General features: G+C 41.3%; 15 protein-coding genes. All 15 read left to right on the forward strand.

What is annotated here, in order from left to right:
- The first annotated feature begins 31 nt into the window (after positions 1–31).
- Complete coding sequence (locus VS868_RS14630; protein WP_345598488.1) at positions 32–1,261, forward strand: HD domain-containing protein; 1,230 nt, start codon at positions 32–34, stop codon at positions 1,259–1,261.
- 24 nt (positions 1,262–1,285) lie between these two features.
- Positions 1,286–2,314, forward strand: a complete 1,029-nt coding sequence (lpxD, locus tag VS868_RS14635) for a UDP-3-O-(3-hydroxymyristoyl)glucosamine N-acyltransferase (protein WP_266068546.1) — start codon at positions 1,286–1,288, stop codon at positions 2,312–2,314.
- Positions 2,307–3,695 (forward strand): bifunctional UDP-3-O-[3-hydroxymyristoyl] N-acetylglucosamine deacetylase/3-hydroxyacyl-ACP dehydratase, encoded by a 1,389-nt coding sequence (locus VS868_RS14640; protein WP_345598489.1) that lies wholly within the window; start codon positions 2,307–2,309, stop codon positions 3,693–3,695. The genes lpxD and VS868_RS14640 overlap by 8 nt, the downstream gene beginning before the upstream one ends.
- Before the next feature lie 5 nt (positions 3,696–3,700).
- Positions 3,701–4,486, forward strand: a complete 786-nt coding sequence (gene lpxA, locus VS868_RS14645) for an acyl-ACP--UDP-N-acetylglucosamine O-acyltransferase (protein ID WP_266068548.1) — start codon at positions 3,701–3,703, stop codon at positions 4,484–4,486.
- A gap of 12 nt (positions 4,487–4,498) precedes the next feature.
- The gene (efp, locus tag VS868_RS14650; RefSeq protein ID WP_266068549.1) at positions 4,499–5,065 is read left to right on the forward strand and encodes an elongation factor P; all 567 of its coding nucleotides are present in this window, start codon (positions 4,499–4,501) and stop codon (positions 5,063–5,065) included.
- A 52-nt stretch (positions 5,066–5,117) separates the two neighbouring features.
- Positions 5,118–6,050, forward strand: a complete 933-nt coding sequence (locus tag VS868_RS14655; RefSeq protein WP_345598490.1) for a UDP-3-O-(3-hydroxymyristoyl)glucosamine N-acyltransferase — start codon at positions 5,118–5,120, stop codon at positions 6,048–6,050.
- Positions 6,051–6,052: 2 nt separating this feature from the next.
- Positions 6,053–6,463: a nuclear transport factor 2 family protein gene (locus tag VS868_RS14660; RefSeq protein WP_266068551.1), complete on the forward strand. Its 411-nt coding sequence runs from the start codon at positions 6,053–6,055 to the stop codon at positions 6,461–6,463.
- 64 nt (positions 6,464–6,527) lie between these two features.
- Positions 6,528–7,400 carry a succinate--CoA ligase subunit alpha gene (gene sucD, locus VS868_RS14665; protein ID WP_266068552.1) on the forward strand — a complete coding sequence of 291 codons (873 nt, stop codon included), beginning with the start codon at positions 6,528–6,530 and terminating at the stop codon, positions 7,398–7,400.
- 138 nt (positions 7,401–7,538) lie between these two features.
- Entirely contained in the window at positions 7,539–8,285 is a 747-nt protein-coding gene (fabG, locus tag VS868_RS14670; protein ID WP_345598491.1) for a 3-oxoacyl-[acyl-carrier-protein] reductase, read from the forward strand.
- A gap of 132 nt (positions 8,286–8,417) precedes the next feature.
- The gene (locus VS868_RS14675) at positions 8,418–10,448 is read left to right on the forward strand and encodes a VWA domain-containing protein (RefSeq protein WP_345598492.1); all 2,031 of its coding nucleotides are present in this window, start codon (positions 8,418–8,420) and stop codon (positions 10,446–10,448) included.
- A 20-nt stretch (positions 10,449–10,468) separates the two neighbouring features.
- Complete coding sequence (locus VS868_RS14680; RefSeq protein WP_266068555.1) at positions 10,469–11,284, forward strand: prohibitin family protein; 816 nt, start codon at positions 10,469–10,471, stop codon at positions 11,282–11,284.
- A 213-nt stretch (positions 11,285–11,497) separates the two neighbouring features.
- Positions 11,498–12,355, forward strand: a complete 858-nt coding sequence (gene hisG, locus VS868_RS14685) for an ATP phosphoribosyltransferase (protein WP_345598493.1) — start codon at positions 11,498–11,500, stop codon at positions 12,353–12,355.
- A 10-nt stretch (positions 12,356–12,365) separates the two neighbouring features.
- On the forward strand, positions 12,366–13,664 hold the full coding sequence (gene hisD / locus VS868_RS14690; RefSeq protein ID WP_345598495.1) for a histidinol dehydrogenase: 1,299 nt from the start codon (positions 12,366–12,368) through the stop codon (positions 13,662–13,664).
- Entirely contained in the window at positions 13,657–14,709 is a 1,053-nt protein-coding gene (hisC, locus tag VS868_RS14695) for a histidinol-phosphate transaminase (protein ID WP_345598496.1), read from the forward strand. The genes hisD and hisC overlap by 8 nt, the downstream gene beginning before the upstream one ends.
- Positions 14,706–15,842, forward strand: a complete 1,137-nt coding sequence (gene hisB / locus VS868_RS14700) for a bifunctional histidinol-phosphatase/imidazoleglycerol-phosphate dehydratase HisB (RefSeq protein ID WP_345598497.1) — start codon at positions 14,706–14,708, stop codon at positions 15,840–15,842. Before hisC ends, hisB begins: the two co-directional genes overlap by 4 nt.
- Positions 15,843–15,861: the final 19 nt, after the last annotated feature.

Here is a 15,861-nt window from a genome sequence, read left to right on the forward strand (position 1 = left end):
CTTTGTTGAGATTAATATTAAAGGACAAGATTTGCTTCCAGGAAACAAACTCAAAATTTTAAACGATCCAATTTACGGATTTATTACTATACCTAATGAGCTCCTTTTTGATATCATGGAGCACAAATACTTTCAAAGACTAAGGCGTATTTCTCAAATGGGTTTGTCATACCTGGTTTATCCGGGTGCGCATCATACGCGTTTTCACCACGCTTTGGGTTGTCTTCACTTAATGCAAAAAGCCGTGAGGGTATTGAGGCTTAAAGGTGTAGAGATTTCTGCGGAAGAGGAGGAGGCCCTTCAAATTGCCATATTGCTTCACGATGTAGGCCACGGACCTTTCTCTCATGCTATGGAGCACAGCATAGTTGAAGGGGTGAGCCATGAGACCATTTCTTTCCTTTTTATGGAAGAAATGAACCGGAAGTTTAACCAAAGATTAACTATGGCTATAGAAATTTTCCGCGGAAAATACCCCCGAAAGTTTCTTTGCCAGTTAATTTCGAGTCAAATGGACATGGATCGTCTTGACTACTTAAAACGCGATAGCTTTTATACCGGGGTGGCCGAAGGAAATATCAATAGCGAGAGGCTTATTAGTATGCTCACGGTAGTAGATAATGAATTGATGGTAGAAGAAAAGGGGATCTATTCTATTGAAAAGTTTTTGCTTGCCCGCCGCCTCATGTACTGGCAGGTTTACCTGCACAAAACCGGTGTGGTGGCAGAGCAGCTTTTAATTAGGGTGCTTCAGCGTGCCAAAGAAGTTGTTCAGTCTGGGCGCACTTTATTTGCGAGCACTGCGTTCACTTACTTTTTAAAACAACAAATTACGGCCGAAAGTTTTTCCGAAGAAACTTTACAAATCTTTGCGCGACTTGATGATTACGATATTCTTTCAGCAATGAAAGAATGGGCGAATGATGAAGATTTTGTGTTGAGCAGCTTGTGTCAAATGATCATTAACAGGGATCTTTTAAAAATTAAGCTGAAGAAAAAACCTGTTTCAGAAGAAAAAATGGAGCGCCAGCTTCAAAAAGTGATCTCGCGGTTTGGTATAAGCAGGGAAGAAGCAGCATATTTTGTGTTTAGCGGAGACATAAGTAACCTCGCCTATAAAAGAGAAGATGAAAAAATTCATATCCTCTTTAAAAGTGGGAAAATAACCGATGTAATAAAGGCTTCAGACCATTTTAATCTCAAAGCACTTTCCAGACCGGTGACCAAATTTTATATCTGTTATCCAAAACCAAAAGATTAACTCATTTTTTTTACTTTTGCCAGAATGAAGTTTACAGCAACTCAAATAGCAGGAATACTCGGGGGAGAGGTAGTAGGAGATCCCGGGGCCGAGGTTGACAGGCTTGCCAAAATTGAGGAAGGGACTGCCGGTTCCATCACATTTTTGGCTAATCCTAAATATACCTCTTTTATATATTCCACCAAAGCTACTATTACTATAGTAGGTGAAAATTTTCAGGCAGAAGATGATCTGTCTACTACCCTTATAAAGGTAAAAGATCCATATACGGCGTTTTCAAAGCTTTTGGAATACTACAATCAGGTGAAACTGAACAAATCTGGGATAGAGCAGCCAAGTTTTATTTCTGAATCGGTTTCTTATGGGGAGAACCTTTATCTGGGCGCCTTCTCATACCTGGGAGAACAGGTAAAAATTGGAAATAACGTCAAAATATTTCCCAATTCTTATATTGGAGATAATGTTCAGATTGGAGATAATGTTACGATCTTTTCGGGCGCTAAAGTTTATTCTGAAACCATAATAGGGAATAATTGTGTACTGCACGGCGGGGTAGTTATTGGTGCCGATGGTTTCGGCTTTTCACCAGATGCCGATGGTGTGTATTCAAAAGTACCACAAATTGGCAACGTTATTATAGAAGATAATGTTGATATTGGTGCCGGTACTACAATAGACAGGGCTACTCTTGGATCTACAATTATAAGAAAAGGAGTGAAGCTGGATAATCAAATCCAGATAGCACATAATGTTGAAGTAGGAGAGAATACAGCTATTGCCGCCCAGACTGGAATTGCCGGCTCATCCAAAATAGGTAAAAACTGCCTTATAGGAGGACAGGTTGGTATTGCGGGACATATTCACATTGGTAACGGAGTGAAAATTCAGGCTCAGTCAGGAATAGGTCGTAATATTAAAGATGGAGAAATGATTCAGGGTTCTCCTGCCATTGGCTATAGTGAATATAATAAAGCTTACGTACATTTTAAGAATTTACCCAAAATAGAAGACCGCTTAACCAAACTAGAAAAAAAACAATCAGATAATGGCTAAACAACGCACCATAAGTAAAGAAGTTTCTTTACAGGGAGTGGGGCTTCACACCGGTAATGAAGTCACTCTTACATTTAAACCGGCTCCAAACAATACCGGTTACTGTTTTGTAAGAACAGATATTGAAGGAAATCCTATGGTGGAAGCCGATGTTAACTATGTAGTCAACACCCAAAGAGGTACAAACCTTGAAAAAGATGGCGTTACTATTCAAACATCAGAGCACGTACTTGCAGCCTGTGTTGGTCTTGAAATTGACAATATAATTATTGAGCTTAATGCTGCTGAACCTCCTATTATGGACGGGTCTTCAAAGTTTTTTGTAGAAGCGCTTCAGCAGGCAGGTATTGAAGAACAGGAATGTGACAGGGAAGAATACGTGGTAACAGATGTTATTCGCTATCACGATGAAAAATCGGGCAGTGAAATCCTGGTGATGCCCGCCGATGAGTATCAGGTGACTACTATGGTAGATTTTGGTACAAAGGTGTTGGGCACACAAAATGCATCCCTACAAAAAATTTCAGATTTTAATACTGAAATTTCAAATGCGCGTACATTTAGTTTCCTACATGAAATTGAAACACTTTTGGAGCACGGTCTCATAAAAGGGGGAGACCTTAATAATGCTATTGTTTATGTAGACAAGGAGCTTAGCCCCGAGACTATGGATAAACTCAGGGTAGCCTTTAAAAAAGACAATATTGCAGTTAAACCTAACGGGATTCTTGATAACCTCACGCTACATTACCCAAACGAAGCAGCCAGGCATAAACTGCTGGATGTGATTGGAGACCTTGCTTTGGTAGGAACCCGCATTCGTGGAAAAGTAATTGCAAACAAGCCGGGACATTATGTAAACACGCAGTTTGCTAAAAAACTTTCTAAGATCATTAAAGCTGAAAAGCGAAATAATGTCCCAAAATATGATCTTGATAAGGAGCCTTTAATGGATGTTAATGAGATCATGAACATTCTGCCTCACCGGCCTCCTTTTATTTTGGTAGACAAGATCATTGAGTTGACCAGTGATACTGTAGTGGGTGTCAAAAATGTCACTATGAACGAACCTTTTTTTGTAGGACATTTCCCTGGAAAACCGGTAATGCCGGGTGTGCTTCAGGTAGAAGCTATGGCTCAAACCGGTGGTATACTTGCGCTTAAATCTGTGCCCGACCCCGAAAATTATCTTACCTTCTTTATGAAGATTGACAATGTCAAGTTTAAAAGACAGGTGGTGCCCGGGGATACACTAATTTTTAAGTTGGAGCTACTGGCGCCAATAAGAAGAGGAATATGCCAAATGCAGGGATATGCTTATGCTAACGGCAAGCTCGTGACTGAAGCCATTTTAATGGCTCAAATTGTAAAACAAAAATAAAAACTATGAATCAACCCTTAGCATACGTTCATCCCGGAGCCAAGATTGCAAAAAATGTAGTGATTGAACCCTTTACCACTATACATAACAATGTGGTGATTGGAGAAGGCACCTGGATAGGATCGAATGTTACTATCATGGAAGGGGCGAGGATCGGAAAGAACTGTAATATTTTTCCCGGTGCCGTTATTTCTGCTGTTCCTCAGGACAAAAAATTTAATGACGAAGATACACTTACCGAAATTGGGGATAATACTACAATTAGGGAATGTGTGACCATTAACCGTGGAACTACCGACAGGATGAAGACCAAAATTGGTAAGAACTGCTGGATCATGGCCTATTGTCACATCGCGCACGATTGTGTGGTGGGTGATAATTGTATCTTTTCAAATAACAGTACTCTGGCAGGTCATATTAATGTAGGAGACTATGTTGTGCTTGCAGGTATGGCTGCTATTCAACAGTTTTGTAGTATTGGGAGTCACGCTTTTGTAACCGGTGGTTCTTTGGTACGTAAAGATGTTCCTCCTTTCGTAAAAGCCGGAAGGGAGCCTTTGTCTTACGTAGGAGTGAATTCAATCGGACTAAGACGTCGTGGTTTTTCTACGGATAAGATCAGGGAAATCCAGGATATTTACAGGATTCTCTATCAGAAGAACTACAACAACACACAGGCTGTGGCCATCATTGAAGCTGAAATGGAAGCCACTTCCGAAAGAGATGATATTTTAGAGTTTATCAAGAATTCCCAACGCGGAATCATGAAAGGATATTTAAGTACAAATTAATAAGGCGCAAAAATGGCAAGTACAAGTGATATTAGAAATGGATTGTGTATAAGATACAACCATGACATATTTAAAGTTGTAGAATTTCTCCACGTGAAGCCGGGAAAAGGTCCTGCTTTCGTTAGAACAAAATTGAAAAGTGTAACTACAGGAAAAGTGATTGATAACACCTTTTCTGCAGGGCACAAGATCGAAGACGTAAGGGTTGAAACTCATAAGTTCCAGTTCCTGTATAATGATGGCGAATTTTACCACTTCATGAACACTGAAGATTATACCCAGATTAGACTTACCGAAAACGCGCTTGATGCACCGGGACTTCTAAAAGAGGGAGAAGTGGTTACTATTCTAATTAATACCGAAGATCAAATGCCGCTATCTGTTGAGATGCCTGCAAGTGTGATTCTTGAGGTAACCCATACAGAACCGGGAGTTAAAGGGAATACAGCAACTAATGCTACCAAACCTGCAACAGTAGAAACAGGGGCCGAAGTGAACGTTCCTCTTTTTATCAACGAAGGTGATAAGATCAAGATAGAAACCGATAAAGGTACTTACAAGGAAAGAATTAAAGAATAGTGATTAGAGATTAGAAAATCTCAAATCTCACATCTAATATCTCATATTTAACATGAAGTTCCCGCAGCAACATACCCTCGAGCAGATCGCTACAATAATTTCTTCGGAATATGTAGGTCCGGCCGATTTCCCTGTTTTGGGAATGAATGAGATCCATGTGGTGACTTCGGGAGATATTGTATTTGTAGATCATCCGAAGTATTATGACAAGGCTTTGAATTCGGCAGCGACTATTATTCTTATCAACAAAGAAGTAGAATGTCCTGAAGGAAAAGCCTTATTAATTTCAGATGATCCCTTCAGGGATTTCAATAAGCTCACCAGGTACTTTAAGCCTTTTGAAAAGGCTACTTCAAATCTGGCTTCTTCCGCAGAAATTGGAGAAGGAACGGTAGTGCAACCAACCGCTTTTGTGGGGAACAATGTAAAAATTGGTAAGAATTGTCTTATTCATGCTAACGTAAGTATTTACGATAACACAATAATTGGAGATAATGTTACCATTCATTCAGGTTCAGTTTTAGGAGGTGATGCCTTTTACTACAAGAAACGCCCCGAAGGTTATGACAAGTTGATCTCCGGAGGAAGAGTGGTGATCAAAGACAATGTAGATATTGGTGCTAATTGTACCATAGATAAAGGCGTGACCGGTGATACCACCATTGGAAAAGGTACTAAAATGGATAACCTTATCCAGGTGGGCCACGATACGGTCATTGGAGAAAATTGTCTTATTGCTTCGCAGGTAGGTATTGCAGGTGCAGTGGTTATTGAAGATGATGTGACTATATGGGGGCAGGTAGGTTTCCGAAGCGGGATTGTAGTGAAGAAAGGTGGTGTAATGATGGGGCAGGCAGGGATTACAAAATCAACTAAAGAAAATACCGTATATTCGGGAAATCCGGCAATGGAGTCGCGCGAGTGGCTTAAAGAGTTGGCACTTTTGCGCCGATTGCCTAAATTGATGGACAAAATAAACGGTTGATTATGAGCTTAACACCTAAAGATTGCGTTGCCAAATTCTACTCTTCAGATTTTTACCGAAATCCTGATTCTGTAAAAGACTATTTACACCCCGACGCACAGCTGTTTTGGAACAGTAGCGGCGGATTTCACAAGCTAGGCTATTCAGAAATTGCCGGCATGTCTAAAGAACTTTCTCAGTCTTTTGAACATTTGCGGGCCGATATTAGTCATTTGTTAAGCGATGGGGATACAGTTACCATTCGCTTCACTTACTATGTAAGAACTGTAGAGAACCCCGATGAAGAGCTGCCCATGGCACATTTTATATCTATTTGGGAATGTAAGGACGGGAAAATGTATAAAGGCCATCAAATAAGTCAGCAGGCCGATGACAGCCCTGAAAATCTGGATTCTTTCCTTCCAATTAATTAATAAAACCCTTTAGGTTTCTTTTATAAAAACCTAATTTTGCAACTGAAAAATCAAAAAATCAACTATGAGCGTTTTAGTCAATAAAGATTCAAAAATAATTGTACAAGGATTTACCGGAAGTGAAGGTACTTTTCACGCTGGTCAAATGATCGAGTACGGAACGAATGTGGTAGGTGGTGTAACTCCGGGTAAAGGAGGACAAAAACATCTTGAAAAGCCTGTTTTTAACACCGTTTCTGATGCTGTTAAAGAAACAGGAGCCGACGTTTCAATTATTTTTGTACCACCGGCTTTTGCAGCCGATGCTATTATGGAAGCAGCAGACGCAGGTATCAAGGTGATTATTGCAATTACTGAAGGTATCCCTGTTGCCGATATGATTAAAGCTGCCGATTATATTAAAGATAAAGATTGTCGTCTTGTTGGCCCTAACTGTCCTGGAGTGATTACTCCCGGAGAAGCAAAGGTGGGTATCATGCCAGGTTTTGTCTTCAAAAAAGGAAAAGTTGGGATCGTTTCAAAATCCGGAACCCTTACCTATGAAGCAGCCGATCAGGTTGTGAAGCAGGGACTTGGTATTACTACTGCCATTGGGATTGGAGGAGACCCTATTATTGGTACCACTACCAAAGAGGCTGTTGAATTGTTGATGAACGACGATGAAACCGAATGTATCGTAATGATTGGTGAAATTGGAGGTCAGCTTGAAGCCGATGCAGCGAAGTGGGTGAAAGAAAATGGTAATAAGAAGCCGGTAATTGGATTTATCGCCGGTGAAACTGCACCAAAAGGTAGGACCATGGGTCATGCAGGAGCCATTGTTGGTGGAAGCGAAGATACAGCCCAGGCTAAAAAAGCCATTTTAAAGGAGAACGGAATTCACGTTGTTGATTCTCCTGCCGAAATTGGTAAAAAAGTAAAAGAAGTTCTGGGATAATGAATATTCCGGGTCAAAAAAGTAAGAACCTCCGTGACTTGTCAAAAATGGCAGTTTTCGGAGGTTTTTCAGTCTTGACCGGTTCTTTTATTATATTTGGAAGAAATTAATCCACACCAGGAAAACAGATATTTTATCATGAAATTACTAGAAGGAAAAAATGCTATCATTACCGGTGCCAGTAGAGGTATTGGGAAAGGAATAGCCGAAGTTTTTGCGAAACACGGGGCCAATGTTGCCTTTAGCTACAGCTCGTCTGCTGAAGCTGCCAACCAGCTTGAAAAGGAACTTCAGGAACTCGGAATTAAAGCAAAAGGATATAAATCTAATGCTGCCGATTTTAAAGAAGCTGAAGAACTTGTAAAAGATGTGCTTCAGGACTTCGGAAGTATAGATATTCTGGTCAATAATGCCGGTATTACCAAAGATAATCTCCTTATGCGAATGAGCGAGGAAGATTTTGATAAGGTAGTTGAGGTGAACCTGAAGTCGGTATTCAACATGACCAAAGCAGTGCAAAGAACCATGCTAAAGCAGCGCCAGGGAAGCATTATCAATATGAGTAGTGTGGTTGGCGTTAAAGGGAATGCCGGCCAGGCAAACTACGCCGCTTCAAAAGCCGGAATGATAGGCTTCTCTAAATCTATGGCCCTGGAATTGGGATCTCGTAACATCAGGACCAATGTTATAGCTCCTGGTTTTATCGAAACCGAAATGACCGGAAAGCTCGATGAAAAGACTGTTGAAGGCTGGAGAGAGGCAATTCCGTTGAAAAGAGGCGGTACGCCCGAAGATATTGCCAATACCTGCGTTTTCCTTGCCAGTGACCTAAGTGCTTACATCACCGGGCAGGTGATCAACGTAGATGGAGGTATGCTTACCTAAATTTTATATTGAATATTGACTATTTAATATTTAATATTAAGGCTGCTTAAAAGGGCATTTTTGGAAATGAACTTTTAAGCAGCCTTTTTCTCTTGGCATTATTTGCGTACTTTTCTTTCTCTAAACTATTAAATGCCGGTTTCAACATTTTTACTTATTTTCCTCTCTTTTGTGCTTGCTTTGATAGTGGCGTTGTTCCAGTATTTTTATAAAACAAAAAGGCGGGGTTCTAAAAATGCCATTTTTGGCAGCTTACGTTTTTTGGCAATATTCGCCCTTCTGGTATTACTTATCAATCCCAAAATTAGCAGCACCCGGTATTATACCGAAAAACCAGCTTTAGTACTGGCTGTAGATAATTCTTCGTCTATTGAGGAATTTGGAGCAGGAGAAGAGGTTAAAAATTTTGCTGAAGCTATCCGTCAGGATCAGCAATTGCAGGAGAATTTTGATATAAAGATGTTTTCCTTCGGAAGAGATCTGGAACAGCATGATTCCCTGGACTTTCAAGCCCCTCAAACTAACCTTCCTGCCGTTTTTAACCGTCTTACTTCCCTCTATGAAGATCAGGTGGCACCTACAGTACTTATTACAGACGGGAACCAGACCATAGGGGAAGAGTTTACTTTTGCTGCTGAACGTTACCGGCAACCTGTACTTCCGGTAGTGGTGGGGGATACTGTGAAATATCAGGATTTAAATATCTCCAGGATCAACGTTAATAAATATGCCTTTTTGAACAATCGTTTTCCGGTGGAGCTCATGCTGAATTATTCAGGGAATTCTTCCGTAGAAACAAAGCTGGAGATTTTACAAGGCAAATCAGTGGTACATTCAGAGCAGCTTTCATTTTCTCCCCAAAATAATTCCGAAGTAATAAGGGTTGAACTTCCCGCAGGGGCAGTGGGAGTTCATAATTACCTGGTGCGCCTCGAAAAACTTGATACCGAAAAGAACCTGCTCAACAATACCCGCGAATTTGCGGTAGAAGTCATTGATGAGCGTACAAAAGTGCTTATTGCCTATTCCGTTTTACATCCTGATCTGGGAGCGCTTCAAAATGCCATAGAAGCTAATCAGCAAAGGGAAGTAGTGCTTCAACCCATTACTCAGGTTGCAGACATTAAAGGTTATCAGCTTGTAATACTGTATCAACCCGATTACAGGTTTAAACCGTTGATGGATGGACTTCAGGAACAAAATCAGAATTATTTCCTCATAACAGGACCAAAAACCGATTGGAATTTTCTTAATCGGCAGCAGGATCTTTTTAAGCAGGAGCTTACAAATCAGTCCGAAGAATTTTTCCCGGTTTGGAATGAAAATTTTAAAGCCTTCCAGACAGAGGATATTGGGTTTTCAGATTTCCCGCCACTTGAAGGAAGCTTCGGAGATTTTAATGCTCCCGAAACTCTGGACGTTTTACTTAGCAGGGAAGTACAGGGGGTGAATACCGGTACACCTTTAATGGGAGTGACCACAGCAGGAGATTCAAAAGTTGCATTTTTGTTTGGGGCAGATATTTGGCGCTGGCGGAGTGTGGTTTTTAGAGAAACAGGATCGTTTGAAAAATTCGATGACCTCATAGGGAAATTGGTGCAGTTCCTCGCTTCAAAAGGCAGGCAGGACAGGTTACTGGTTCAATATGAACCGCTTTATAATGGCACCGAAGAAGTTATTATTGCAGCAGATTATTTTGATCAAAGTTACATTTTTGATCGGCGTGCAAGGCTTGAGATTCAGGTAGAAAATTCGGAAACAGGAGAACAGCGGCAAATTCCCTTATTGCTTAATGGCAGTTCTTACAAAGTAGATCTAAGCAGCCTGCTAGCAGGAGATTACAACTTCAGGGTAAGCGCGGCAGGTGAAGGTTTATCACGGTCGGGCAGTTTTAGGATACTCGATTTTGATGTTGAAAAGCAGTTTGGAAGAGCAAATTTAGAGGGGCTTCAGCAAATTGCAGATCAAAGAGGGGGGCAGGTTTATTTTCTGCAGGAATTTCAGCAGCTCAAGAACGATTTATTATCCAACGATTCTTACGCTACAGTCCAGAAAAGCCGTGAAAAGAACGTATCTTTGATTGACTGGAAATATTTACTGGGAATCATTGTTTTAGCCCTTGGTGCTGAGTGGTTCTTAAGAAAATATTACGGCCTTATTTAAATTCTTATTATTTATTAGTTATGGACAGATTGCCCAAAATTGGCCTGCCAATTCTCTTTGCAGGAATTATCTTAGTTATTCTAATTGCTAAATCTACAATCACTATAAATTCGGGAGAAGCAGGAGTGCTTTACCAGACTTTTGGTGGTGGTGTGGTAACAGATGAACCCCCGCTTGGTGAAGGTTTTCACTTTGTAGCACCCTGGAACAAGGTTTTTGTTTATGAAGTGCGTCAACAATCTCTTGATGAGAAAATGCAGGTACTCTCTTCAAATGGTCTCGAAATAAAACTGGATGCCTCAATTTGGTTTGAGCCAGATTATGAAGATCTTGGATTGTTGCATAAAGAACGGGGTGAAGCTTACGTTCAAAGGGTATTGCAACCTGCGGTGCGATCTGCAGCACGGGCTGTAGTGGGTAGATATAATCCGGAGCAGCTTTACGCCAGTAAGAGAGAAGCCATACAACAGGAAATTTTTGAAGAAACTCAAAAACTACTTAAGGACCAATATGTGCAGGTAAACGAAGTATTAGTGCGTGATGTTTCTCTGCCTGCCACTATTAAAGAGGCAATTGAGCGAAAGCTACGCCAGGAACAGGAATCTCTTGAGTATGAGTTCCGTCTGACAAAAGCCGAGCAGGAAGCCGAAAGACAGCGTATTGATGCCGAAGGTAAGGCTCGTGCCAACGAGATTCTTAATGCATCTTTAACTCCGTTAGTATTGCGTGAAAAAGGTATTCAGGCTACTGTAGAACTGGCTAAATCGCCTAATGCAAAAGTAGTGGTGATTGGTTCGGGAGACGACGGTATGCCATTGATTTTAGGAGATAACTAAATTTTTTAAAGAATTGCTTCCTGAAATTGAAATAAAAATATATTTTTGTATCACACAATGAAAGCACAACAACTACATCATCATCATTCTCATTCATTCGCTCTTGCGAGGTGAGATTGATATGTGTATAATCCATATTTCAAAAACCCGTTTGAGCAGCTCAAACGGGTTTTTTTATTCCCCTTGGTCTGCCTGAACATAAAATCAACTAAAATGAACAGAATTAGAATTGCAGTACAAAAGTCGGGTAGATTACACGATGATTCCCTTAAGCTCTTAAAAGACGCCGGAATTTCTATTGATAACGGGAGAGAACAACTCAAGGCAACTTCAGGCAACTTTCCTCTCGAAGTGTTTTATTTACGCAATGGAGACATTCCGCAATATCTACGGGATGGGGTGGTTGACGCTGCCATTATTGGCGAGAATGTACTTGTTGAAAAAGGGGAAGATATTATAGTGGCCGAAAAACTTGGTTTCTCAAAATGCCGGGTTTCCCTTGCCGTACCTAAATCGGCTAAATATTCGGGTGTAGAAGATCTACAGGGCGCCAGGATCGCAACTTCATATCCTAACACGGTAAGAGATTACCTCTCAAAAAAGGGAGTTACAGCCGATCTTCACATTATTAATGGCTCGGTAGAGATTGCACCAAATATTGGCCTGGCCGATGCTATTTGTGATATTGTTTCCAGTGGGAGCACGCTCTTTAAGAACAACTTGAAGGAAGTAGAAGTAATGCTGAAAAGTGAAGCAATTTTGGCAGTTTCGCCCGAAATTTCTTCAGAAAGAAAAGAGGTTCTTGAAAAGTTGCAGTTCAGGATCAAAGCTGTTTTACGCGCCCGTAGTTCGAAGTATATTCTTATGAACGTTCCAAATAGCAAACTTGACGCTGTAGTTAAATTGCTTCCGGGAATGAGAAGTCCTACGGTACTGCCTTTAGCCGAAGAGGGCTGGAGTTCACTGCACACAGTAATTTCAGAAGAAAGGTTCTGGGAAGTGATAGATGAGCTAAAGCAAAATGGTGCCGAGGGAATTCTTGTTGCACCCATCGAAAAAATGGTACTCTAAATCTGAAATAATGAAGAAATTTTTTAATCCGCAAAGACAGGAATGGGAAGCAATACTCGAGCGACCAACCAAAACTGTCGCAGATATTGAACAAATTGTCGAACAGATTTTCAGGGAAGTAAAAGCCGGAGGTGACGCAGCCGTTAAAAATTATTCCGAACTTTTTGACGGGTATAAATCTGATGCTTTTGAAGTTACTTCTGAAGAAATAAAGAAAGCATCAGCTGCAGTTTCCGAAGAACTTAAAGCCGCTATAGATCTGGCCAAAGAAAATATCCGGAAGTTTCATGCCGCTCAGAAAACATCACCTGTTTCAGTTGAAACGGTTTCGGGGGTAGCGTGCTGGCAGGAGAAACGGCCTATCCAGAAAGTGGGCTTGTATATTCCGGGTGGTACAGCGCCTTTGTTTTCTACGATATTGATGCTTGCCGTACCTGCGCAAATTGCAGGCTGTAAAGAGGTGGTTCTTTGTACGCCGCCTGCAAAAGATGGTTCTGTGAACCCCGCGATCCTTTACACCGCACAACTTTGCGGGATAAAGAAGATTTATAAAGTGGGAGGAATTCAGGCTGTTGCAGCCATGACCTTTGGCACACAGAGTATTGATAAGGTCTACAAGATCTTTGGCCCGGGAAACCAGTATGTTACCGTCGCTAAACAAATGGCTACCAAGTATAATGTGGCGATAGATATGCCTGCCGGCCCTTCGGAATTACTTGTGGTAACCGATGCGTCTGCCGATGCAGCTTTTGTAGCTTCCGATTTACTCTCACAGGCCGAACACGGAACCGATAGTCAGGTGGTGCTTGTATCTCTTTCAAAAGCACTTCTGGAAGAGGTAGCTTCTGAAATTGAAAAGCAGCTCGAAGAACTTCCGCGGAAGGAGACTGCACAGGCAGCAATAGCACACTCCAGGTTTATTTATATGAATTCTGAAGAGAAAGCACTCGAACTTATTGATGAGTATGCTCCCGAACATTTGATTATCTGCACCTCAAATCCCGATTTATTTGTGGAAGGTATAAATAATGCAGGTTCTGTATTTATTGGAAACTATACGCCCGAAAGTGCCGGAGATTATGCTTCGGGCACAAATCACACGCTTCCAACCAATGGATATGCGAAACAGTACAGTGGCGTAAATCTGGACAGTTTCACCAAAGCCATTACTTTTCAGAAGATCTCTTCGGAAGGAATCCAGAAGATTGGGCCTTCCATCGAATTAATGGCAGAGGCTGAAGGTTTACAGGCGCACAAAAATGCTGTGACTCTAAGGTTAAAGAAATTAAAAGCTTCGGGTAATGAGTAATAGTTTTGATCTCAACAGTTTGGTGCGGGCAAATGTCCTGAAAATGAAACCTTATTCTTCGGCAAGGGACGAGTACAAAACTGACGGCCGAAAAATGACATTTTTGGATGCCAATGAAAATCCTTTTGAGAATGGCGTAAACCGTTATCCCGATCCGCAGCAGGGAAAGCTGAAGCAGCTGCTTGCCTCTCAAAAAGGTGTTTCTGGGAATAAAATTTTGTTAGGGAATGGAAGCGATGAAGTGCTGGATCTTATTTTCAGAACCTTTTGCCAGCCCCAGGTAGATAATGTGATCACCCTGCCACCAACTTACGGAATGTATAAAGTTTTGGCAGGCCTTAATGAAATTGAAGACAGGGAGGTGGTTCTTAAAACCGACTTTCAGCCCAATGTTGAAACTATTCTTGAAAGAGTGGATGGGCAGACGAAGCTTATTTTCCTTTGCTCTCCGAACAATCCCACCGGCAATTCATTTTCGGAAGCTTCCGTAGAAAAGATCCTCAAAAATTTTAATGGATTGGTGGTCATTGATGAAGCTTATATAGATTTTTCAGCCGAAAAAAGTTGGCTTCAGCGGTTAGAAGAATTTCCGAACCTGGTGATCACGCAAACATTATCCAAAGCTTATGGGCTTGCCGGAATAAGGTTGGGGATCTGCTATGCTTCCGAAGAAATTATTGGAATACTAAATAAAATTAAGCCGCCTTATAATGTGAACGAGCTTACTCAAAAACGAGCACACGATCGATTGTCCAGGCCCGAAGAGGTGAGCCGGGAGGTTGAGGCGATTCTTCAGGAGAGAGAGTCGCTGCGTACTAACCTCTCAAAAATGGCATTTGTGAAGGACATTTTTCCGTCAGATGCTAATTTTTTACTGGCCAGAGTAGATGATGCTGCCGGGAAATATGAGCAGTTGCTCAAAGCCGGGGTGGTGGTACGCAACCGCAGTAACCAGGAACTATGTGAGAACACCCTAAGGTTTACGGTGGGAACGCCTGAAGAAAACAGGGAATTAATTAAGAAATTAACGCAACTTGAAGCATGAAAAAAGTATTATTTATAGACCGCGACGGCACCATTGTTTTAGAACCCAATGATTTTCAATTGGACAATTTTGCCAAGCTGGAGTTTTATCCCGAAGCATTTCAATACCTGTCAAAAATAGCAAAAGAGCTGGATTATGAGCTGGTAATGGTGACGAATCAGGATGGTTTGGGTACAGATTCCTTTCCTGAAGATACTTTTTGGCCGGTGCAAAATTTTATTCTGAAGGCTTTTGAGAATGAAGGGGTGAAATTTTCAGAAATAGTGATTGACCGCACTTTTCCTGAAGATAAAGCGCCGACAAGAAAACCCGGTACCGGACTTTTAAAGGCGTATTTTGATGCTGAAAAATACGATCTAAAAAACTCATTTGTTCTTGGAGATCGCCTTACAGATATGGAACTGGCAAAAAACCTGGGTGCAAAAGGGATTTTTATAACAGGTCATGAAGAATTGGGGAGCGGAGAAATTTCAGTTAAAAAGGAAGAGCTTCAAAAAGATATCCGGTTAGAAACGAATTCATGGAGGGCCATTTATGAGTTTTTAAAACTGGAGGCTCGCACTGCTTCCATCAGCAGGAAAACCAATGAAACCGATATTTTTATCAATCTGAACCTCGACGGTACCGGACAAAGCAACATAGATACCGGAATCAAATTCTTTGATCACATGCTCGACCAGATTTCGCGACATGGGCAAATGGATCTGGAAATTACTGTAAAAGGTGATCTTGAGGTAGATGAGCACCACACCATAGAAGACACGGCGATTGCATTGGGTGAGGTCTTTTCGAAGGCTTTAGGTAACAAGCTGGGAATAGAACGCTATGGTTTTGCACTGCCCATGGATGACTGCCTGGCGCAGGTTGCGATTGACTTTGGCGGAAGAAACTGGCTGGTTTGGGAAACTGAATTTAAAAGAGAAATGATAGGGGCCATGCCCACAGAAATGTTCTACCATTTTTTCAAATCCTTTACCGATGGAGCAAAGGCAAACCTAAACATCAAAGCTGAGGGCACTAATGAACACCACAAAATAGAAGCTATTTTTAAGGCTTTTGCCAAAGCAATTAAGGTAGCGGTAAAAAGAGATCCCGATAAAATGATCCTGCCGTCAACAAAGGGAATGCTTTAATTAGAATTGAGATTTTAGA

Source organism: Salinimicrobium sp. 3283s, assembly GCF_039602225.1.
Taxonomy (GTDB): domain Bacteria; phylum Bacteroidota; class Bacteroidia; order Flavobacteriales; family Flavobacteriaceae; genus Salinimicrobium; species Salinimicrobium profundisediminis.

Coding starts and splice junctions, on each gene's coding strand:
- lpxD (WP_266068546.1), top strand. CDS start 1,286: ATGAAGTTTACAGCAACTCAAATAGCAGGAATACTCGGGGGAGAGGTA.
- VS868_RS14640 (WP_345598489.1), top strand. CDS start 2,307: ATGGCTAAACAACGCACCATAAGTAAAGAAGTTTCTTTACAGGGAGTG.
- lpxA (WP_266068548.1), top strand. CDS start 3,701: ATGAATCAACCCTTAGCATACGTTCATCCCGGAGCCAAGATTGCAAAA.
- efp (WP_266068549.1), top strand. CDS start 4,499: ATGGCAAGTACAAGTGATATTAGAAATGGATTGTGTATAAGATACAAC.
- VS868_RS14655 (WP_345598490.1), top strand. CDS start 5,118: ATGAAGTTCCCGCAGCAACATACCCTCGAGCAGATCGCTACAATAATT.
- VS868_RS14660 (WP_266068551.1), top strand. CDS start 6,053: ATGAGCTTAACACCTAAAGATTGCGTTGCCAAATTCTACTCTTCAGAT.
- sucD (WP_266068552.1), top strand. CDS start 6,528: ATGAGCGTTTTAGTCAATAAAGATTCAAAAATAATTGTACAAGGATTT.
- fabG (WP_345598491.1), top strand. CDS start 7,539: ATGAAATTACTAGAAGGAAAAAATGCTATCATTACCGGTGCCAGTAGA.
- VS868_RS14675 (WP_345598492.1), top strand. CDS start 8,418: ATGCCGGTTTCAACATTTTTACTTATTTTCCTCTCTTTTGTGCTTGCT.
- VS868_RS14680 (WP_266068555.1), top strand. CDS start 10,469: ATGGACAGATTGCCCAAAATTGGCCTGCCAATTCTCTTTGCAGGAATT.
- hisG (WP_345598493.1), top strand. CDS start 11,498: ATGAACAGAATTAGAATTGCAGTACAAAAGTCGGGTAGATTACACGAT.
- hisD (WP_345598495.1), top strand. CDS start 12,366: ATGAAGAAATTTTTTAATCCGCAAAGACAGGAATGGGAAGCAATACTC.
- hisC (WP_345598496.1), top strand. CDS start 13,657: ATGAGTAATAGTTTTGATCTCAACAGTTTGGTGCGGGCAAATGTCCTG.
- hisB (WP_345598497.1), top strand. CDS start 14,706: ATGAAAAAAGTATTATTTATAGACCGCGACGGCACCATTGTTTTAGAA.